The sequence below is a fragment of the Candidatus Sysuiplasma acidicola genome, assembly GCA_019721035.1.
Classification (GTDB): domain Archaea; phylum Thermoplasmatota; class Thermoplasmata; order Sysuiplasmatales; family Sysuiplasmataceae; genus Sysuiplasma; species Sysuiplasma acidicola.
Genome location: JAHEAA010000011.1, coordinates 1 through 21513, shown reverse-complemented (window position 1 = coordinate 21513; position 21513 = coordinate 1). Strand labels below are relative to the sequence as shown.

Below are 21513 nucleotides of genomic sequence, written 5' to 3'. Positions count from 1 at the left end.
CTGCAAGAACGTTACGCTCCGAGCAGGGACGCAGAACCCTCATCGGTAATGGCCACAACCGAAACGCCGAAAGGTTTGCCGCACGCGACGCCGAGTTCCATGGTGCCGCCGCTGTATTTGTGTGTCTTGATGCTCCTCAGCCTGGCGTAGTGGGCCGCCTTCGGTGCATTTGAAGAGTATATCAGTGCCTTTGCCTTCTTCTTCTCCAGGCACCGCTCTACCTCCCTCTCTCCGATTACAACCTTGCCGTCAGCCACTGCGAGCTTCAATGCGCTATCGATATCCATGTTCATCCCTTCTTACCGGGCACGTATTCCACGTTTACAGCGCCGGTGCCCAGTGTAACCGGTTGGCCGACTATAATATTTTCCGCGACGCCGTCCAGATGGTCCTCTTCGCCGATGATGGCGGCCCGCAGCAGGTGCGTCGACGTTATTTCGAACGCCGCCCTCGCTAGCACGCTCGATTTGCGTCCCGAAATACCATGCCTTCCTATCGCCTTGACGCTGCCGTCGTTTGTCATCATATCGGCTACGAGCATGATATGCCTTATGTCTACAACGAGTCCCTGTTCCTCCAGCGTCTGCGATGCCTCGCTGATGATGGCGTTCCTCGCAGCCTCCACACCCAGAACCATGTATATCTCCTCGATGTTGTTCGTTTTGATCTTCGACTTGTCGAGAAGCGGTGCGGCGAGTCTTGCCGGATTGCTCGAGCTCAGTTCCTCAAAGAGTTTCCTGTCCTCGGACTCGAGATACTGGCCGTATGTCAGTTCCAGCGAGAGTATTTCCTCGAGATTCGATCCTTCGGTGTAAATGACGTATTCGGCACCCTCCTTCTTCAGTACCGCCCTCGTTATGTTCGTGACGCCCTTGATCCTCGTATCCTTCGCAATCTCGGATTTCTGATGCAGCAGCCTGAATGACGGTTCCTGCACCTCTATGATGATGCCCTTGGAAGGCGTGTAGGAAACAATATCCTTGAGCCCCCTGGACTGCTGAAGGGCGTCGTATATCACCTGTTCCGTTATGCCCTTTCTCTTCATCCGTTCGGCATCAGGGAGTATGTGCACCTTCATGCTGCCGAGATCGGTCTCCAGCGAAGCCACATCGAGCAGTGATGCAATTTCAATCCTGTTGCTCACCCACATCGCAACATTTCTGTCCTCCGCGCACTCCCGGGCTATGTGCACTTCCATCATGGGTGTGCTCGGCGCTCTCCTCGCGTCGACAATCTCTATGAGTCTGGGAAGTCCAAGTGTAACGTTGATTTCAGCGACACCCGCGTAGTGGAATGTACGCATGGTCATCTGTGTTCCCGGTTCGCCGATACTCTGTGCAGCTATGATGCCTGCCGACTCGTTCGGGTCAATAAGATGGCCGTCGTATCTGTCGCACGCCTTCGTCAGTATCTTCTTCAGCGTGGAATCCCGTACCTCGATGCCCTCGATTCTGTTGGCCACCTTCTCTATGACGCTCTCCGGCAGCGTACGCCCCATTTCCTGAAGCAGTTTTGACAGGCGTTTCTGCAGATCGCTTCCGACACGCGCCTTCCTCTCGACGTATGTGTCAAGCTCGTTCGAGACAGGCTTGGCCTTCTTCTTTGTGGTGCGCGCATTCATTGCTCTTCACCTTCGCCGAGGTCGTATTCCGTTTCCTCCACTTCCTCTTCTTCCTGTCCTTCCATCATGTCATTCTCTATGGTCGCGTAAGCGCCTGTTCTCTTCTCGTCAATCTTCGCGAGCAGCTGAGCTTCGTCGCCCAGTGCCTCGATCAGTATGCCGTCGACATCTACGGCATCGCCCTGAACGCTCCTGCACGGATCGACACCGTCCTCTCCGTAGAAGAGCTGGACGATGGAATCTGCCGTGTTGCGCACCGTTCTGTCTTCCGTGACCTTGATGTCCTCGAGCGCGTTGATGAGCCTCCTCTGCATGTAGCCGGACCTGGACGTCCTGACGGCAGTGTCGACCAGTCCCTCTCTGCCTCCCATGCTGTGGAAGAAGAATTCGGTCGCGGTCAGACCGTCCTTGTAACTGTGCTTGACAAACCCTTTCGCCTGCGCACCGAGATCTCCCTGCTTGAAGTGCGGCAGCGTCCTGTTCCAGTATCCCCTGGAGAGTCTTTCTCCTCTGACCGCCTGCTGACCGATGCAGCCGGCCATCTGCGACAAATTGAGCATTGAGCCCCTCGCGCCGCATTTCGCCATTATGACTGCCGAGTTCTCCATACCAAGATACTGCCCTGCTATGTTCCCTGCCTCGTCCCTTGCACGACCCAGTACCTTCATGACCTCGACTTCCAGCGTTTCTTCCATAGACCTGCCTGGCATCTGTTCGAGTTCACCGTTCTTGTACATGGTGACGAGTTCCTCGACGCGCTTTACCGCAGCATCGAGAGAATCTGAAATCCTCTTCTTTGCATCGACCGGTATGTCCTCGTCCGCCAGCCCTGCGCTGAATCCCCTGACCATGATGGAGGCAATGCTCATCTTCGTTGCATTGTCTATGAACTCCCTCACGACATCGGAGCCGTAGTCTCTCGCAAGCTTGTCAATAATCTTGCCCTTGAATGACCCTATCGCTTTCTCGTCAATCGTTCCTACCTCGAAATTGCCATCCTTGATGCGCACATAGGCATCGTACTCGCATTTCTCGTAAATGCACGGTTCGCAATTTACGCAAATGGATGATTTGAACGCCATGTTGAGCGTTTCAGGCAGAATGAGCGAGAAGAGCTGCTTTCCGCTCCACTTTTCCACACCGTCCTTTCCGGTGAACAGCGGTTTCGGCAGCTGCCTGTGCCTCCTGACGCTCGAGAGTATGAGCATCGTTTCCTCCTTGGTGAACATGGAATTCATGTACGTGAGCAGGAAGGAACCGGTGATGTGATCGTGTATCGCTCCGATGACCGGCCCTCCAAATCTCGGAGAGAGGACGTGTTCCTGCACCCTCATCAGCACCTTCGCCTCGGCCCTTGCCTCCTCGCTCTGCAGTGCATGCATGTTCATCTCATCGCCATCGAAATCGGCGTTATACGGAGGACAGACGCTGAGGCTCAGCCGGAACGTTCTGCTGGGCATGACCCTCACTTCGTGTCCCATCATGGACATCCTGTGAAGCGACGGCTGTCTGTTGAACAGCACTATGTCGCCGTCGGCAAGATGTCTTTCCACAATGAAGCCCAGTTCGAGCATTTCAGCAACCTGCGTCGCGTTCTTGTCTGTGACCTTGATCCTTCTTCCGTCCGGCCGTATGACATAATTCACTCCGGGAAGGTATCTGGATCTGCCTTCGCCGATGACCGCAACGGGCTCCGGCCCCCTGCTTACCATCTCCTTCAGTGCGTCTATGTTGTACGGATTCACGGTCAACGGCATCGTGAGCTCCTTTGCCGCATCCACAGGTACGCCGACCTCATTTATTGATAGCAGCGGATCTGGCGAAATGACGGTCCTGGCGGAGAAGTTGACTCGCTTACCGCTCAGGTTTGACCTGAACCTGCCCTCCTTTCCCTTCAGCCTCTGCACGAGTGTCTTGAGCGGTCTGCCGCTCCTGTGCCTGGCCGGCGGCAGTCCCGACGTCTGGTTGTCGAAGTATGTGGTGACATGGTATTGCAGCAGTTCCCAGAGATCTTCCACTATCAGCTGCGGCGCTCCCGCGTCACGGTTCTCCCGCAGCCGCTGGTTTATGCGCAGCACATCGACGAGCTTGTGCGTCAGATCGTCTTCAGATCTGTCGCCGGATTCCAGCGTTATCGAAGGTCTCACCGTCACTGGCGGAACGGGCAGTGCCGTCAGCACCATCCATTCGGGCCTGCAGACGCGCGGATCGAGTCCGAGCGGTATGAGGTCTGAATTGGGTATGCGCTCCAGCCTCTCCCTTACCTCTTTCGGCGTCAGCTTGTGCCCCTCTTCCCTGAAGCTAGTCGGTTTGTCCAGGGTGATTTTCGCCCTCGTTGCGCCGCAGTGCGGGCAGACTGCCGTAGAGGCAGCCTCTCTGACAGTCTCCTTCGTGACGAGTCCCATGTCTGCCACGTCCCCTCCGAATTCCTCCACACGATCCATGCTCTTGCGGAACTCGTCCGCCTGCTCCTTCGTGAGAAGAAGTTTTCCGCATCTTCTGCAGGTCGCTTCAAGCAGTTTCTTTATTTCCTTCACGTAACCGACGTGTATGACATTCATGGCCAGGTCAATGTGCCCGAAATGGCCGGGGCACTCGTCGACCTTGCGTCCGCATGTCTTGCATCTCAGTCCCGGTTCTATTACGCCGAGATGAAGATCCATGAGTCCCATGTCTATGGGGAAACCGTCATCATCGTACGTGTCCGCAGTGATGATCTTGACGGCGGACATCTTTCTTATCTCGTCGGGTGACAGCAGCGCAAACCTGATCGACGAAATCCTCTTGGAAACACCTCTTGCAATCATTTCAAATCCTCCAGTTGCAGGCGCATGACAACGCCCAGTGACATCAGTTCGTACATGAGCAGAAGGAAGGCATAACTCGTCTGTATCAGGTGAATGTTTGTCGTGTTGCCGCATGCCGGACAGCGCACGACACCCCTCCTGTCCTGATACGCTATGTGCCCGCATTCGGGATTGCCGCAGACATACTGGTATGTGCCGTCCGATTCGTCAAGGAGCCTGTCTTTGATCACCATCGCGGCACCGTGCGCAATCAGCGTATCCCTCTCCATCTCACCGAACCTGAGACCGCCCTGTCTGGAACGTCCTTCCGTCGGCTGCCTGGTGAGTATCTGGACAGGTCCCCTGCTCCTGACATGCAGCTTGCCGGAAACCATGTGGTGCAGTTTCTGGTAGTAGATGACGCCGATGAATATCTCTGCCTGAATCATTCTGCCGGTCGTGCCGTCGTACATGACCTCCTTGCTGTTGTTCCTGAAACCGAGTTCAAGCAGTTCCTGTCTCAGGGCATCCTCTTTTTCGCCTGAAAAGGCAGTGCCGTCCACGAGCCTGCCGGAGAGGGAGGCGACCTTTCCGCCGACCATTTCGAGCACATGTGCCACCGTCATTCTCGACGGTATACTGTGCGGATTGATCATGAGATCGGGAACGACGCCGTCGCATGTGAACGGCATGGATTCCTGCGGCACCAGCAGTCCCACAACGCCCTTCTGGCCGTGTCTGGATGCGAATTTGTCGCCGAGTTCCGGAATGCGCTCATCCCTTACTTTGACTCTGACGAGCCTCGAACCGTTTTCCGACTCAGTGAGAATGACGCCGTCGACATAGCCCGATTCCCCGGACCTGACCGTTATGGACGTCTCTCTCCTCTTCTGGGGTGTCAGGAAGTCCGTCTCCTCTTCCAGGAAACGCGGCGGTGATGTCTTACCTATGAGCACATCGCCTCCGTTGACGCGTGTCTCCGGCGATATCAGGCCGTCTTCGCCGAGGTTGCTGTATGCAACATCGGCCCTGGCGCCACGCACGTCCGGGCTGGGTATCTCAAAGTGATCCTCCTGACCGCCGGGGTAGCGCCTCTCCTCTGCCCTGTAGCTTCGCAGGAATGTGGATCTGCCCAGTCCCCTCTCTATGGATCCTCTGTTCATTATGATGGCGTCCTGCATGTTGTATCCGTAATGTGATATGATTGCAACGACGAAATTCTGTCCGGCCGGCCTGTCGTTGAAACCGGTGAAGTTCATCTGCGTTGTCTGGACAAGCGGCTTCTGCGGATAATGAAGCAGATGACCTCTTGTATCGGGCCTGAGCCTGTAGTTGGATGCACCGAGACCGAGGGACTGTTTTGCCATTCCCGCTCCCATCGTGACACGCGGTGACGGATTGTGTTCCGGATACGGGACGAGTCCTGCACATACACCGAGAACGACCATCGGGTCAACTTCCAGATGCGTGTGTTCCCTGTTAATCACGCTGTCCGTTTCAAACGTCTTGTTGCAGAATCTGCACTGCAGCCTGGCGTGTGTGTCCTGCTGCTCCATGTTAAGCCATTTCACATCGCCCCTGGAGATGAATGCCGAGCAGCTCGGGCACCTCGCGGGCACGGAATACGGTTCGACGCAGATGTAGCTGTCATCCTCCTCTTCCGCATCAATCCATTCGACTACGCCGCCGCGGACGAGTTCTCCCCAGCTCCTCTTGTTTTCGCCGACCTCCAGAAGCATCTGCTGGCTCAGACCAGTTGCTCCGTTCCTGAGAACAATGAGCGGCCGTCTCAGCCTGCCTTCATCGCAGTTGATGTAAACATCCTTCGTGATTCTGTCAAAATGAACATTGAGTTCATGCGAACGCTGCCCGTATATCTTGCCAGATCTTCTTCTCTCCCTTATTTCGTCCACGAGCTTTGTGCCGTCTTTTACGACGCCGATCAGATCGCCGTTGACGTACACCCTTGTCTGCTGCATCATTTCCGAGAACTTCGCTTCCCTGACACCCAGATCCTTGAGCTGAGTGACTACCTCGGCTTCCGGTATGCCTTCCGATACATCGACAATCAGTGCGGCGTTCTTGACGAGACCGCAGTTCTGACCTTCGGGCGTCTCGTTCGGACAGAGGCGGCCCCACTGCGTCGGATGCAAATCTCTGGCCTCGAAGTGCGGCTGACTCCTCGTAAGCGGGCTCGTGACCCTTCTCAGGTGACTCGCCGTGCTCATGTTAGATGTCCTGTCCAGCAGCTGGCTCACGCCGGCCCTGCCGCCAACCCAGTTTCCGGTCGCCAGCGCATGGAGCAGCCTGTGCGTGAGCAGGTCCGGCCTTATCGCGCTCTGTATCTTTATCTCCTTCTTCCTGGAGACACTTCTTTCGAGCTGGTACTTCAGATCCTTTATCAGATTTGTGAATGCGACCCTGAACAGATCCTCCATGAGGTCTCCCGCAAGCTTGAGCCTCTTGTTCGCATAATGGTCCTTGTCATCTTCCCTTCTGACGCCGATGGAGAGTTCGAGAACATTCCTCGCTATCCTGCCCAGAAAGACGGCCTTCTTCATCCTGTCATCCTGAGTGTCACCGAGGTGCGGAAGGAGCGATCTGTCTATGATTGATTCAATCTTCTTGATCCTGAATTCCTTGGCCTGCCCTGTCGCGAATTTCTTCTCAAGGTAGCCGAGTGCGTCCTCCCTCGTGTATATGCCGTTCGGAGGGTAGTTCTTCTTGTCCTGGGCATCCTCTATGTTTGCATAGACAATCTCCTCCATACGCGGATCGCTCACAATGGATTCGAAAATCTCATTGTCGCTCTCCATGCCAAGTGCTTTCATCAGTATAATCAGCGGTATCTGGCCGGATGCTGCAGGCACAGTGACCATCAGTATGCCGTCCTTTTTCTTTTCGACGACTGTCAGTGCCCTGTACCCTTCCTTCTGTGAGAAAACCTTGGCCACCTGTATCTTGGTGCCGTACCGCTCGTTGTATTCCACCAGTATCCTGTTCGGTGCGAGGTCCTCGAGCGTTATGAGCACCCTTTCTGTCCCCCCGACTATGAAATAGCCGCCGGGATCCATAGGGTCTTCGCCTTCCTGCTGCAGCTTTGCAACGTGCTCCTGCGTCGTGAGTTCGCGCTCGCTCCCTTCTTCGAGTATATTCTCCTTTGTCAGATTGCAGGAACTGCTCTTCACCATGATCGGCAAATCGCCTATGTGCACATTCTCCTGCTCGCGCTCGATGCCGTCCTCCACGACGGTGAATTTGAGGAATATCGGCGCCTGGTAATTCAGATTCCTGAGACGCGCCTCCATCGGCTTGAGTTCGTGGCTCGCACCGTTTGCCTCCCTCACGACTGGTTTGCCCACCGTGATGGTGGATTTTGCCATGGGGTCAATGAGGCCGGTCTTTTCGTCCCTCCTTCTGCCTATGCGTATCTCGATGATCTTGCCGTCCGTCTTCTCCGGATCGAGTCTTATGACTCCCCTCTCCATGTCGTCCGGGCTCACCCTTGCGTTGTCTACTATGCGCTGCATCCTGCTGTTTGCATTGCTGTAGCTGCTAAGAAAATCGTTGAACGACGCTATGTGGTGGTTTACAATGCTCCTCTCTCTGAAATACGATACTACAAGCTCCTTCAATCAAAACACACTCCTATGAATTGAGTTTGAAACATCCGTTTGTCCCGCGGTTCATCTTGTAATCAGTCTGTAGGCAACGAACTGCTCTGCAGTCTTGCTTTTCCTCTTGATTTCGACAATCATCCCTTCCCTTATACCTTCCTTTGCCGCGGAAGTGGCCTCCAGCACCCTGATCGCGGGGTCTGAAAGCTTTATCTTCGGCAGCTGCTCTCTTGTGATACCGATTTTTTTCAGAACTCTTTCGGATTCTTTATCACCGAGCAGACGATGTTCGGGAACCATCTCATGATTTAGAATATTAAAAGCAGGCATCTCGCATCTCGTCCGTATACTAGTGCTAACTGAAATCTATATATATAGTATTCGGTATTCCCCTACCCTCTATCCAATCGCGCAGTCCCTGAAGCCCGTTATGCTTTCGGTACCGCAGGGAATCCATGCTCATTTTTTTGCGCCCTTTGATAGCGCCTCCGCATTAACCAGCGATATGAGTGCAATCCCTTCCCTCCTCAGTGCGTCTGCCGCCCCTTCCCCCCTGTCAACTACGACGATTGCCCTTTCCACCCTTCCGCCTGCTTCCACAACCCATTTAACCGATTTCAGAATGGAACCCCCAGTCGTGCTCACATCCTCCACGATGTCCACCGTCTCCCCGGGCTTTATCGCACCCTCTATCATATTCCGTGTGCCGTGTTCCCGCTGTTCCTTTCTTATCATGGAAAACGGTTTGCCGGTCTCCAGTGAGACTGCGACGACGATGGGTATCGCTCCAAGCTCCATTCCCGCGACCCGGCTGCCCGCTACGTGCGGCGCCATTTCCGACGCTATGGCACGCAGTATCGCAGGATCGGTGTATGCCTTTTTTATGTTGACGTAATAGCTGCTCCTTCTGCCTGAAGTGAGTTCGAAATCTCCGAACATCAGTGCTCCTGCCTCTGTCAGTGTATCAAACAGTGTTTGTGTCAATCGGTGCGCCCGTTGTGCAGCAATGCCAGGTGCATAGTAAAAGTTTGTGCCGGCGTTGCACGGGTGCCCGCCGCCAGGTGTACCGGCGTGTGTCTGTGAACGCCGCTGCGTTACCACGGCACGCTTTTCAATCCTGTTCTGTAACCGATGTAATTAATGAGTCTGTGCAGAGGGTATATAACCAGCAGGACACAGATAAAACCGTATATCGCATATCCGTCTATGAGATACCGGAACGTGTATGATGGTGCAACTGCAATAGCCAGCAGGAACGCTCCAGCCGTAAAATCATACTGGTCGAGGATTGGCGCCTTCTCGCCCCTCTTCATGCCCCTCCTCCTCTTCCAGAGCGCACCGGCAAGATCGCCACACATGGAACCTGCGGACAGCGCAATCAGAACAGGCAGTATTGCGAGCGACGGCACGTAGACGGAAGACAGGTTCCTTCCCAGAGGAATGGAAATAATACTCTCCAGGTAGCCCATTGCGATGCCGGACGAGATGCCAACAAACAGCCCTCTCCACGTCTTACCCTCTCCGAGCAGTCTCTTGCCATGATACATCCTTCCGCCGTCGATAGGCTTTCCGCCGCCGAATATCGCAGCGCTCGTGTTGGGCAGCATCGCGGGCAGGAAAAACCAGAGGGCTTCAGCAACAGACCAGAGAGGCTCCATGCCTCGGCATCGGACACCTCTTAGTTAATTTTATCGCGATTCAGAACAGTCTTCCGTTTCGCGGTCCCACATTCCTCTTTCCGGAGAAAAAATCGGCAGCGGCTCCCGGCGCATCGTCCACTTTTTCCGCGCCAGTTACTGTGAAATACGAAAGCCTCTTGTCGAGCACAACGGCTATGCCTCTGTCGGTGTCGCTCCTGATCATCCTGCCTGCGGCCTGCAGAAGCTTCCTCAGTGCCGGCCCTTTGACCGCTATGTCCCATCCCTTGCCGTACAGTATGTCGTAATAATTGACAAGAGCGCGCTGCTTTGCAGTCGGCTTCGGGTATGGTATGCCCACGATGATGACCATCTCCAGGCTCTCGTCCGGAAAATCGAGTCCCTCGCCTATCCTTCCGCCGATTACTGAAAAAAAGACAGAGCCCCTGACAGATTTGAAGCGTTCCACGCACTCCATCAGTTCGATCTGTTTCATATCCTTCCTCTCCACGAGCGTCTGGGTGTCCATGCGTCGTTCGATGTTAAGCGCCAGCAGCGAATCAAGCAGGCCGTACGACGGCACGAATACAATCGTGTTTCTGTGCACACTGTTGCACACGTCGACAATCCTGTCCGCAATGGCTGCTATCATGCCGGCATCACGGGCTATGACCTCGTAACGCGTCGTCATGTCGTCCACGTACACTATTTTCCTGTTTTCGGCAGGAAAGTCGGAAGGCACGGAGAGCAGTATGCTGTCTTCCGGCAGCTGAAGCAGCGTTCTGTAGTCGGGAAGCGAACCGAGCGTGCCGGACATGTGTATCGTGACGTAGGCGTCCTGCAGAGGAGCGGCAGCGATGGCAGGATCGAGGCAGTAGACCTCGAGCGACGGGTTGTCTCCGCCGTTCACCACCTTGACGTGATGTCCGGGCTCCGCCTCCGTCCAGAAGCGAATGAAATCGCCCATCGATCTTATATAGGAACGCGGCAGTCTGCCCTTTTTCAGTTTTGCATCCCTGACAAGATCGCCCTGGTTCGAGAGCGTCGCTGCGATTGCAGAGAAAGATCGCGAATTGACGCCGAGTTCCTCCATGAGCCTCATTTCAAACTCTTCGGGCGGAACAAGGCCGTCCTCGTCCAGAACATAATCTGCCGAGATGGCCCTGATTGCAGTTTCCACTATCTCCGAAAGATCACGTATGCTTACGCCTGAGATTATTTCCGGGTCACCATATTCTTCGGCCTCGTTGCGCATGCCCTGCGCGGATCTCACGCCGAATTTGACGCTCTCGATCTCGCGCAGATAGTCCGGCAGGTTGTGTGCCTCATCGAGTATGATGATCAGCTGTCCCGTCTGCGTGCCCATCCATTCGAGGAGCCTTCTGCGTATGAAAGGATCAAAAAAATAGATGTACGGGGCAGTGACGACATCTGCGTCGGCGAGAAACGATTTCGACATTTCGTACGGGCACATCTGCATGGCCATGCATCTTTCCGTCACCTGTTCGGCGTCCGGCATCTCCTCCCTAAGCCACTTCGACAGATGCTGCCTGTCTGCGTTGAGCAGCCCATAGTAGTAGGGACAACCTTCGTGCTCCGATTTTGTCCTCTCCTTGAGGTAGCCGCAGTACGCGGACAGTTCGTCGGCGCTCCCGGAACGCATCTCGTCATCCTGTCTCGCCAGGAGGCATCCGTTATTCCTGCCCTGTATTGCGATTCCGAGCACATTCCTCCTCTGCTTTATCATGCGGAGCTCGCGCATGACCTGGCGCTGCTGCGAATTGGTTCTTGTCAGGTAGAGTATCTTTCTGGTCCCCATACTGTCAACTGCGGCGGAAAGAACGCTCGCCGTCTTGCCGCTGCCGGTAGGACTCTCCATTATGATGTGCCTCCCGGTTGTGAGCGCGTCAAACACGCCGTGCATCATCCTGATCTGACCGGTTCTCGGAACGTAGGGAAATGATGTGCCGGCCGCTCCACCGGCACTGTTCTGTCCGTTCATCGATGCATCCTGCCGCAGAAGTTCAGGCCGCTCTGATTATATACCTATGCCTGAGGTGGCAGCATCCAGCCTTGCGCAAAACACTAGTGCGCCGGCGTCATTTCCTCACAGGAAGCTGTCTGGACATGCCCCAGACGTCGTCCGGAACATTGTCGTAAATGGATGTGTCGACACTGGTGACGTCCTCTTTTATTTCTGTGCCGTTTATCAGTGCCCATATCCTTTCCTTCCGGAAGAGCCAGTAGTGGATACGCCACTCCCTTCCGTCGTAGAGTGTTGTCTCCTCTCTCTCCGTCGTGAGTATGCCGCTGTCCTCGAGCATATAAAACGCATCCCTGTCCTCAGGTTCGAGCATGTTGTCAATAATCCTCTCGCTGTATCCGAAGAAGTTCATCACGTGCTGTGCCATAGCCATGGCCTGCTCTGCCGGCATGTCATTCCTGTCTATGCTGTTCCTTATCGCCACGCTGAGATTGTCGACAGTCAGTGTTCTGTCCCTAATCGAATTCCCCTTGGAATCAGCCATTTAAATTTTCACCCTGTCATGACGTGCAGAAATATTATCGCGATTCTGTTGCGTATGGGTTTTTAGCATTTTTATGTATATAAACGTTCCTCATGATTTCCAATCGGTCCCCAGCCTCACTGTCCGCATGTGGTTCTTTCAACAGCGCTCGTGACTGCACGCTGATATTCCGCTCGCCGCACACGGCGCGATACGACGACTGGAACGGCTCTCAGATCAGCCTCATGGTGGCAACAAACACGAGGCCGGCTGCAATAAAGTAGCCAAGTCTCGCGTACTCGCTCGCATCCCTTTTCATGATGCCGGCTGTAAAGAGCACGGCCAGTATGATGAAATTCCCGAATGCGCTCAGGACGAGCGAAGTCTGATATCCTGCGCTACCGGCACCGGCTGCGAAACCCCCGGCCGCAACATATACTATCTCCGCAATGAAATCCAGCAGCAGCCCGAACAGCACTAGTGCAATGATAACGGTGGTATGTGTTGCCGTCTCTATCAGTGAAGCCATTTCCTTTTCCAAGGGCACTCGTCCTTCCCCGACGGAAGTGCCGCTGCCCGAAGGCTGATTCGCGGTCATTGACCAAATCCCTCCAAACATTATGTTTGACGCTGTATATAATACAGAATCAATAAATTATTTATAAGCGCAAGCGCGGGATTCCACGCCAGTCCGAAAACTAGTGCAACTGCTCCTGTAAACTGTTGTGACGCATTGTTCGGGACGTCTGCTGTCTGTTCAGTTAACTTTCCCGCCGTTAGGCCGTATGCTGCCTTCGTTCACGACATTAATCATTTCATTCCTTTTGAAGAATGCCTCGACAACTTCGACGACTTCCTTCCCGACCCTGTTCTGTGCCTCGCGCGTCTGTGCACCGATGTGCGGCGTCATTACGACCGCCGGAAGCTGCGAAAGAGCCGGGTTTATCGCAGGCTCGCCTTCATAGACATCAAGACCAGCGCCGGCCAGTTTCCCGCTCTTCACCGCTTCCACCAGCGCAACAGTATCGACCATTTCGCCGCGCGCAGTGTTTATCAGTATGGCGCCGTGCTTCATTTTGGCCAGCTCTCCAGCACCGATGAGATGGACGTTTCCGGCCATCATGGATGCATGCAGACTGATGATATCGGACTCCGCCAGCAGCGTTTCCATAGACACGAGCTTTGCACCTACAGTGTCTGCCACGTCCTGTCTGAGGAACGGGTCACTTGCGATTACTGTCATCTGGAATGCTCTCGCCCTCCTGGCCACTTCTCTTCCCACACGTCCCAGCCCGATGATGCCAAGAACCTTTTCGCTAACCTCGGCTCCGGTGAATTTGAGCGTTTCCCATTTTCCATCGTGCATCGATGCGTTCGCCTGTCCAGCCTTTCTGCTGATCATGAGCATGAGTGTGAATGCAAGTTCCGCCGCTGACACCACATTTGCCCAGGGCGTGTTTGCTACCGCTATGTTCATGCCGCTCGCAGCCGCTATGTCGATATTGTCTGTGCCGACACCCGCCCTCACAATGAGCTTCGCATTTTGCGCACTGCCTATGAGTTTACCAGTGAGTTTGGTCCTGCTCCTGACGATTATGCAGTCGTAGTCCCCGATGATGCTCGGGAGCTGGTCTGCCGTTATGCCGTTCCTGAAATCCACTTCAAAACCGTCGATCGACTGCAGCGCCCGCACATATTTTTCATCAACGGCATCTGTTATCAGTATTTTCGTCATGCTGTCACCTCTGTCAGAGAGTCGAGCAGGCCGCCCATCTCCTCTGTGGTCAAATCCCCCATGTGCCCAATCCGGAATGTCTTCGATTTCAGTTTTCCGTATCCCTCTGCAATCTGGTACCCGCGTTTCGCGAGGCCCTCGTCAATCTGTTTAAAATCCATGCCGGAAGTGTTGTTGACGCATGTTATGGTGTTGGAGTGGAATCCCTCCTGCGAGAATAAGCTCATGTGGTCAGAAGCCCACTTTCTGGCCATCTCAGCCATCCTGAAGTGCCTGTCTGCCCTCTTCTGCATGCCCTCATCCTTTATCCTGTCGAGCTGATAGTCCAGTGCGTAGAGCAGCGAAATCGGCGGTGTGGTCGGAACGAGATCGCGATCGGCGAATTCCTTTATTTCCACGAGATCGAGGTATCTCCCCCTGTCGCCCACGCCCTTGGCCTTCTCGAGCAGTCTTTCCGAAACGACTGCTATCGCCATGCCGGGAGGCAGCGCAAGTGCCTTCTGGGTGCCGAACAGCAGAAGATCCGGTTTCACCGACTTCATGTCTATTATGTTCCCGAAGGCGGAGGTCACAGCATCAACCATCAGAAGAACGTCGGGTGTCTTTCTCAGATGTGCAGCTATGCTTTCCAGTGGATTCATGACGCCCGTGGAAGATTCGTTGTGCGTGACTGCCACTGCCTCGACCCCATCTGCAGCGCTGCCGATGAGCTCCGGCACAATCGCCTTTCCCCATTCTGTCGAGACCACAGCAGCTGTTTTGCCGTTGCTTCTGGATATTTCCACCCATCGCTCGGCGAAGGATCCGCAAGTCAGGTGCAGTATGTTTCTGGAAACAGCGCTTCTCACTCCTGCTTCCATTGCCCCTGTGGATGAGGCTGGAATAAGAAAGATATCATTCTCCGTGCCGAGCAGTTCCTTGAGCCTTTCGACCACGGAATGGTGGAGTTTCTTGTAATCGGAACTGCGATGCGTGATCATGGGTTTAGTCATCGCTTTGAGAACATCCCTTCTTACCTCTACCGGCCCCGCAGTGAAAAGAAGCCTATCCAACGTATCCACCATAATTCTGCAAACTGGAGGACTAGTTATATCTTGCGCATAATTGACAGTGCGCCACTGCCGCCCGCCAAAGTGCGCTGAATGAGGGCGGGCGCCGGAACACTGCGTTCTGCGGAGAGTGCATTTCAGATTCTCTTCATCTTTCCCAGGACGGGTTCATAGATCATTCCCTTGTCCAGAAGGCCCTCAACTGCTTCCGAAAGGCGTTCTGCCGTCAGCTGTTTTTCCAGAGCCATTTTTTCCACATCCTCCCACTGTGCCCCCCTCGGATCGGAATCGTCAAGACTCCCTATTATGTGCAGTATCGTGCTCTCGTCCTCGGTCAGCTCATCGCCGTCTGGCGGTTCAGCAACCGCCTGCGTCACGATCGGTGCAACAGCGGCATCCTCTACGCCCCCTATGGAACGCAGTGCTTCCACAACAACGCCGCGGTATGCGTCGAAATCAGCCTTCCCATAGTGTTCCAGAGCCAGTATCGCGCCCTCGGCATATCTTCTCGAAATACCGAGTCTTGCGAGTGCATCGGCATTTGGCGGAGAGAGTTCCAGCGCAGACTTGCAGGCGTCAATCCTTCTGAGCGTCTCTCTGCATGTCTCGTAAGTCCAGAAATCCCTCTGCTCCTGTGTAATCCTGGCGATGCTTTCCACCCTGACGGAGACGTAGACCGCTCCCTCCTCTGTCGTAAATGACCGTGCTTTGCCTACTGCCGCGACGAAAGCCGGCGGCTCTATGGACTGCAGGGATCTGGAGGCGCCCTGCTGATACTGGCCGGCGGAGATTCTGAAAGTTCCTGTCGGGTCTGCAATCTGTGCATTGTACATTGTCCAGTTTTCGCCCTTGTTCTCCTCAACCTCCGTGAGCACACCGGCAATCATCATCCTGCTCACCTTCGCGCCCAGCGGCGTCACTATGTAGACCGTGCTCTTCTCCTCGCCCTCTCGCACCTCATAATTGGAGGAGCTGAATTCCGCGGCAAACAGTCTGTGTGCCATCTCACGCACCCTCACATCCCCAGGGATTGAATCACCTCCTGATACAGTGCGGAAGCCTTCTCCTTCACATCGGCGGTGCTGCGTGAGGCATTTCGGCAAGTCATGCTCAAACCGAAATCATCGCTGAACACATTGCCGTTGAAATTCATTCGTGCAAAGAGGAGTTTTTCTGCTACGTCTGAAATGACCGCATCCTGGCTCAGCGTCTCCTCGGCTCTCTTCCTGGCATCGTCAAGCGTCATGCCTGTGAGCGCTTCAGACAGCTCCCGGTGGAGTCCAACTGTCATCGAACCAGTTCCGTCGTCCACCACCATGCTTATGCGGAAGTCAGGTACGCCTTCCACCCTTCCATGCGTCCTGCATTCCCCTGCTCTCGTTGCCCTTCCACATTGAGGGCATCTGAAAATGAATCCAGTTCCCGGCCTTATTTCTATGATAGTCCCGCTGACAGTAGCATCCATTGCGCCCCCCCTTTCGGCAAGTGCGCCGATGTCGAATGACTGTGACCCCTCTTCGCGTATCGCGACCGCCTTCATCTCTGCCGCAATTTCAGACTTTTCATCGAATTTCAGCTGGGGAATGCCTTTCCATGACCGGACGTAGGCACCGGAGATCGTGACGCTCTGCCCTTCGGAGTGGGGAAAGTCCCTCCATCCCGTAAAGGCAATTCTGCCGGTCTCGTCGGCGAGCGTGCCGGAGAACATGACGCTCTTCCGGCCCTGCGTTTCGATCTCCTTTCTCTCAACATTAATAATCCGTCCTGTGACTGTAACATTTCCCATGCCGTCCCTCAGTTCCATGATTGTGCATTTCCTGGGAGTGCCGAATCTGGCAACGCTGGGCAGATCTACGTCAGTGGCTATTTCCACCGCTGTCCGTTCGCTGAAGTTCAGCTGTATTTCGCCATTCCTCTCCCTGCTGTAAGCCCCTGAAAGTTTCACGACGTCCCCTTTCGACAGGCCGAAGTCTTTCCAGGCGGTGAAACGCAGCGTCTTGGTTTCATCGCCGATGAGTCCGTAATGTATGTTAATGTCACGTCCGTTGCTCACGATCTTCTTCGGTGTAATGGAAATGATCTTGGCTACTGTCGTCACATCCGCGTCGTTCGGTCCGATGTCCTTCATTTTCTTCGGCTCTCTTGACCAGTTCTCTATCCTTTCCTTAATCACTATTTTCGAACGCGATGACATATTGAGCTGTGGCCTGTCCCTGTATGAGGTTGCGTATGCATTTCTGACCGAAATGATGTCGCCCTTGCGGATTTCCGTTTTACCGTAATCCCAGACAGTGAATGGCATACTGCCGGTCGCATCCTCCAGCAGTCCTGAAAGGAGGACGCGCTTCTGTCCCTCAATATCAATCTCCCTGGTGCTGGCATAGACCACTCTGCCGCTTGTGTCCAGTCCATTTTCTCCTGCAGAAATTTCTGCAAGGTTTTTTTCCACTCCCATGGAGAGGGCATCCGGATCGCCGCCGTACTTCTTCACGATACTTCGCTTAGCGGAAGGCAGGGACACTCTGTACTGATTCACGTACAGTTCCAAATCCTTCAGCAGCGCATCTTTTTCCACTTTGCCGCCAAGTGCGGTATGCATGTCTTCGACATGACTGTTCATTTCCGATTCCAGGCAAATCACCTACTGTCTGCGGTAGAGTGCATTGGAATTATTTAAACGAATCAAGCGGGTGGCCGAAACATCACGCCGGTCACTCGCTGAAAGAGTTGCCGGCGGGGTAATGTGCTTTCAGATGTTCCAGCAGCGCTTCTCTGCTCCTTCTCAGATGAGATTCGAACCATGTCTTTACAACATCGGCAAGCACTTCGTGAAACTTGTTCCCGTTGAAACTTCCAATGGGCACGTCGTAAAGCACGTACTGGCCGAATATCCTCTTCCACCCGCTGTATTTGTAGTAGTGCTCTCCTTCGAAGTATTCAAAAGTCATTCTCACGTAGAAATGTCCGTCGTGCGTATGATAGAACAGTTTGAGTCTGTCGCCCATGCGCCCCTCTTCGGTCGTCCTGTCTGTGAGTTCGATGGAGTTTACAGAGCCAAACCGGAAATCATCCCTTATCGACCAGTCGTCCGGGAATTCTTTGAATCTGAGGAATTCGCTGTACTCAGGCTGAAGGGAGAAATGAATGTTCAGCTTGTTGAACCGCAGCCAGATCTTCCAGAAATCCTCCATAGCCATACGGCTGATTTCCGCCTTAGCCCTGGTCAGTTCCACGACATCATTCTTGATTGTCGCTGTCTTTCTGTCAAGCTCCGCTTCAAGTGCTTCAAACCAGTCGTCATCCCTGGGTTTCGGTTTGCTCGGCATCCTTATCTCTCGCTACTGAATTGAGTCTGTATATTTAAGACACTTTAAGACTTCTTCCGTGATGGCTAGTGCATTCGAGTCGGGAAACATTTAAATCTGAATCATGAATTCAATCTTATGTCCTCACCGAAGATCAGCAAGATTCTGGAAGAGTACGATGTTTCTGATGTAACCGTTGCGACATTGTGCTCGCACTCATCGCTTCAGATATTTCATGGCGCAAAGAAAGAGGGTCTCAAGACACTTGGAATCGCGGTCGACAGGGATACCAAGTTTTATGACGCGTATCCTCTCGCGAAACCTGACGAATTCCTCAGGGTAAAAAACTACAGGGATATCGAGGAACTGGAGGACGAGCTTGTCAGCAGGCATGCGATTCTCGTTCCGCATGGTTCGTTCGTCGAGTACATGGGCGCGGACAGGTTTTCAAAATTCGGCGTACCAAGCTTTGGAAACAGGGAAGTGCTCAAGTGGGAATCCGACCGGTCAACACAGAGAAAGTGGCTCACCTCTGCGGGCATCATGATGCCTGAGGAGATAAGCGATGCAAGAATGATAGACAGGCCGGTTCTTGTAAAATACTCAGGCGCAAAAGGCGGACGCGGCGCATTCATAGCGAAGGATTACATGGAATTCAAGATGGCAATCGACTATTCGCAGAAGTACACGATACAGGAATATGTGCTCGGAACTCGTTATTACTTCCATTACTTCTATTCTCCCCTGAGCAGTGAAGGGTACAAAATGAATGGTGGTGGAACGCTGGAAATGCTGTCCATCGACAGAAGGGACGAATCGAACATAGATGAGTTGTACAAACTCGGCTCTGTCGAAGAACTGAAACGCCTCGGTTTCTTTCCCACATTCGTAGTGACCGGAAACTATCCCGTTGTCGTCAGGGAGAGCCTGCTTCCAAAGGTCTTCGAAATGGGTGAGGCCACAGTATCCAAGTCCCAGGAACTCTTCGGCGGCCTCGTGGGACCGTTTGCGCTTGAGACAATCGTGACGGACAAACTGGAGATTAAGGTGTTCGAAATATCCACAAGGATTGTCGCAGGAACCAATCCGTTTGTCGGCGGCTCTCCTTATTCGGAAATGATGGCGCCGGGTCTCTCTACCGGAAGGCGCATTGCCCGGGAGATCAAACTGGGATTCTCGACGGGCAGGATCGGAGAGGTAATCTCGTGAGAGCGCAGCCATGGTGAATCTGATTGTAGCGGAAGCGGAACTCGAGCTTATTCCCGAGGAGATAGCGCGCCGTCCTGCCGCCAGAGCAAGCGCGGGACGCAGAAACAGGAGGGCAGAAGAGTGCCTGCTGGATTCAAGCCTGCACCATTCGGCGATGAAGGGTCTGAGTGATGCGGAACGCAGGGGCAGGCCGGACATAGTGCATTTCTGTCTCCTTCTCGCACTGGATTCAAGCATCAACAGCTCGGGAAAACTGAGGACATTTGTTCATACACGCAACGACATTGTCATCGGGTTCGACCGTACTGCAAGGCTTCCGCGAAATTACGGGCGGTTCACAGGACTGATGGAAGAGCTCCTTTTGAACGGACGGATCGGCACCGGGGACAGAACACTTGCTTCGGTGCGGGAAATGTCGCTTCCTGCGCTTGTTTCAGAACTCGGAGCAGATGCGTTTATTTTCAGCAGGGAGGGCAGGCCCGATCACAACCTCTCCTGCATCTCACGAGAGGCTGATACGACCCTGATTATCGGCGGCTTTCCGCACGGAGATTTCAATCCGGGCACAACAAAATTTCGGCACGACGAGCTTTCGCTCAGCGGAGAGCGCCTGATGGCATGGACCGCTGTTTCACTGATCCTGTCGCACTATCACACGTATCGCCCAATCCGGGAAACCGCCATTTGACAGGATTGTGTCCGTCAAATAGATGAAAAAAAGAGATGAAAATATAAATCGCCGGTCAGTGTCATGGTACAATACAGGGTAGTATATCATGTCTGGAAACAACGACGACTCGGCCCGGCGCCTTTCAATAGAGGATCGGACCGGCCTCGACTCCTACGATTTCGGTTCAAACGATTTCATCAGGGTCGATACGTCGGTCTGCAGAACATGCGAAACGAAACCATGCCTCTACGTCTGTCCGGCAAAGGTATACAAGACTGACGGTGCAGGGGAGCTGGTATACAACCCGGAAGGCTGCATGGAACTTGGTGCCTGCGTAATAGTGTGCCGCCATATCGGGAAGGGCGCCATTCAGTGGAAATATCCGGAGGGCGGAAAAGGCATAGCCTATCACTATGGCTGATCGCCCGAAAGGATGTGGCGCATTTAGCTATTGTCTATTCTTCCCCGCATGCAGGGTTTTGGTGAAAGCAAAATGACCGCCGGTAGAATCGTAGTCAGGAAGGCCGACAGAAAGGACGGCGCAGCTTTCGCGGATCTCGTCAGGAGTCTCGCAGAGTACGAACGCCTGCCACTGCCTGAGGATGAGCAGCTTCGCAGAATTAGAGAGCATGCCTTCGGTCGGAAGAAGCTGTTTGAGCTTCTCATCGCATACAGTGGAAAGGAGGCTGTGGGGTACACCGTCTTCTTCATGACTTACTCGACATTTCTAGCCAGGCCCACGCTTTTCATCGAGGACATATTCGTCAGGGAGGAGTTCAGACGTTCCGGTGCCGGTTCTTCCATGTTTCTGAAGCTCATAGGCATCGCGAAACGTAGAAAATGCGGGAGGATCGAGTGGATGGTTCTCTCATGGAACAGCCTGGCCATAGGTTTCTACGAACGGATTGGCGGCAAACGGCTCGAGGGATGGTTGCCGTTCAGACTGATCGAGGGCGATTTTTCCGGCGCGGAAGAAACACTCAGGAGAAGACTCGGCAGGAAGCCGTCAGGCGCCGAGGGGGAGATTTGAACTCCCGAGTCGCAGAGCGACACGAGCTGACTGTCGTAAACATTCCAGGCTCGCGCCTTACCGGGCTGGGCCACCTCGGCTCCGGGCATTGTAATCTTGAAATCGTATTTAATGAAAGTGTCTGCATTCCGCTGCAAAGCACTGCTTTAACCTCTGTACATGCGCGCCGATATGCCGTTCCAGAATCACAAGGCTCAGGTGGGTGCAACCTGAGGTAACTTCTCAACGCATGCTTTCCATTAACTGAGGGACATTGTCAGCTTTTCCCTGATTTTCAGTTTACTGAACATTTATTGCCAGGTACGGCATTGCAGTGCCTGTGCTAGCATATAAGTCAGTAACGCAAA

19 protein-coding genes and 1 tRNA gene are annotated in these 21513 nt (G+C 53.9%); 4 read left to right on the top strand and 16 right to left on the bottom strand.

Annotated elements, in window-relative coordinates:
* Positions 1-11: 11 nt before the first annotated feature.
* The 15 genes from KIS30_06270 to KIS30_06200 all read right to left on the bottom strand — a co-directional run bounded on the left by KIS30_06270 (position 12) and on the right by KIS30_06200 (position 18278).
* On the bottom strand, positions 12-287 hold the full coding sequence (locus tag KIS30_06270; GenBank protein MBX8646341.1) for a ribosomal L7Ae/L30e/S12e/Gadd45 family protein: 276 nt from the start codon (positions 285-287) through the stop codon (positions 12-14).
* A gap of 2 nt (positions 288-289) precedes the next feature.
* A complete protein-coding gene (locus KIS30_06265; GenBank protein MBX8646340.1) occupies positions 290-1621 on the bottom strand; it encodes a DNA-directed RNA polymerase subunit A'' in 1332 nt (443 codons plus the stop codon).
* Positions 1618-4428: a DNA-directed RNA polymerase subunit A' gene (locus KIS30_06260; protein ID MBX8646339.1), complete on the bottom strand. Its 2811-nt coding sequence runs from the start codon at positions 4426-4428 to the stop codon at positions 1618-1620. The genes KIS30_06265 and KIS30_06260 overlap by 4 nt, the downstream gene beginning before the upstream one ends.
* Positions 4425-8042, bottom strand: a complete 3618-nt coding sequence (locus KIS30_06255; GenBank protein ID MBX8646338.1) for a DNA-directed RNA polymerase subunit B — start codon at positions 8040-8042, stop codon at positions 4425-4427. The genes KIS30_06260 and KIS30_06255 overlap by 4 nt, the downstream gene beginning before the upstream one ends.
* 51 nt (positions 8043-8093) lie before the next feature.
* Positions 8094-8354 carry a DNA-directed RNA polymerase subunit H gene (locus KIS30_06250; protein ID MBX8646337.1) on the bottom strand — a complete coding sequence of 87 codons (261 nt, stop codon included), beginning with the start codon at positions 8352-8354 and terminating at the stop codon, positions 8094-8096.
* Between the two features lie 129 nt (positions 8355-8483).
* Entirely contained in the window at positions 8484-8963 is a 480-nt protein-coding gene (locus KIS30_06245; protein MBX8646336.1) for an orotate phosphoribosyltransferase, read from the bottom strand.
* Positions 8964-9118: 155 nt separating this feature from the next.
* A complete protein-coding gene (locus tag KIS30_06240) occupies positions 9119-9682 on the bottom strand; it encodes a CDP-2,3-bis-(O-geranylgeranyl)-sn-glycerol synthase (protein MBX8646335.1) in 564 nt (187 codons plus the stop codon).
* A 40-nt stretch (positions 9683-9722) separates the two neighbouring features.
* Positions 9723-11663: an ATP-dependent DNA helicase gene (locus KIS30_06235; protein ID MBX8646334.1), complete on the bottom strand. Its 1941-nt coding sequence runs from the start codon at positions 11661-11663 to the stop codon at positions 9723-9725.
* Positions 11664-11760: 97 nt separating this feature from the next.
* Positions 11761-12189 carry a hypothetical protein gene (locus KIS30_06230; GenBank protein ID MBX8646333.1) on the bottom strand — a complete coding sequence of 143 codons (429 nt, stop codon included), beginning with the start codon at positions 12187-12189 and terminating at the stop codon, positions 11761-11763.
* Positions 12190-12400: 211 nt separating this feature from the next.
* Positions 12401-12766 carry a hypothetical protein gene (locus KIS30_06225; GenBank protein MBX8646332.1) on the bottom strand — a complete coding sequence of 122 codons (366 nt, stop codon included), beginning with the start codon at positions 12764-12766 and terminating at the stop codon, positions 12401-12403.
* A 159-nt stretch (positions 12767-12925) separates the two neighbouring features.
* Positions 12926-13903 carry a hydroxyacid dehydrogenase gene (locus KIS30_06220; GenBank protein ID MBX8646331.1) on the bottom strand — a complete coding sequence of 326 codons (978 nt, stop codon included), beginning with the start codon at positions 13901-13903 and terminating at the stop codon, positions 12926-12928.
* Positions 13900-14967, bottom strand: coding sequence for an alanine--glyoxylate aminotransferase family protein (locus KIS30_06215; GenBank protein ID MBX8646330.1), 1068 nt, complete (start codon positions 14965-14967; stop codon positions 13900-13902). The genes KIS30_06220 and KIS30_06215 overlap by 4 nt, the downstream gene beginning before the upstream one ends.
* A gap of 122 nt (positions 14968-15089) precedes the next feature.
* On the bottom strand, positions 15090-15956 hold the full coding sequence (locus tag KIS30_06210; protein MBX8646329.1) for a hypothetical protein: 867 nt from the start codon (positions 15954-15956) through the stop codon (positions 15090-15092).
* Between the two features lie 11 nt (positions 15957-15967).
* Positions 15968-17572, bottom strand: a complete 1605-nt coding sequence (locus tag KIS30_06205) for a hypothetical protein (GenBank protein MBX8646328.1) — start codon at positions 17570-17572, stop codon at positions 15968-15970.
* 91 nt (positions 17573-17663) lie between these two features.
* Positions 17664-18278, bottom strand: coding sequence for a hypothetical protein (locus KIS30_06200; GenBank protein ID MBX8646327.1), 615 nt, complete (start codon positions 18276-18278; stop codon positions 17664-17666).
* Between the two features lie 117 nt (positions 18279-18395).
* Between KIS30_06200 and KIS30_06195 the strand changes: the two genes are divergently transcribed.
* The 4 genes from KIS30_06195 (at position 18396) to KIS30_06180 (ending at position 21166) form a co-directional block, all read left to right on the top strand.
* Complete coding sequence (locus KIS30_06195) at positions 18396-19466, top strand: formate--phosphoribosylaminoimidazolecarboxamide ligase (GenBank protein ID MBX8646326.1); 1071 nt, start codon at positions 18396-18398, stop codon at positions 19464-19466.
* A 10-nt stretch (positions 19467-19476) separates the two neighbouring features.
* Positions 19477-20154 carry a 16S rRNA methyltransferase gene (locus tag KIS30_06190; protein ID MBX8646325.1) on the top strand — a complete coding sequence of 226 codons (678 nt, stop codon included), beginning with the start codon at positions 19477-19479 and terminating at the stop codon, positions 20152-20154.
* Between the two features lie 88 nt (positions 20155-20242).
* Positions 20243-20557, top strand: a complete 315-nt coding sequence (locus KIS30_06185) for a 4Fe-4S dicluster domain-containing protein (GenBank protein MBX8646324.1) — start codon at positions 20243-20245, stop codon at positions 20555-20557.
* 72 nt (positions 20558-20629) lie between these two features.
* Entirely contained in the window at positions 20630-21166 is a 537-nt protein-coding gene (locus KIS30_06180; GenBank protein MBX8646323.1) for a GNAT family N-acetyltransferase, read from the top strand.
* On the opposite strand, the gene KIS30_06175 is transcribed toward KIS30_06180, so the two are convergent.
* A tRNA-Ser gene (locus KIS30_06175) sits at positions 21148-21246 on the bottom strand. The two genes, KIS30_06180 and KIS30_06175, sit on opposite strands and share 19 nt — an antisense overlap.
* Positions 21247-21513: the final 267 nt, after the last annotated feature.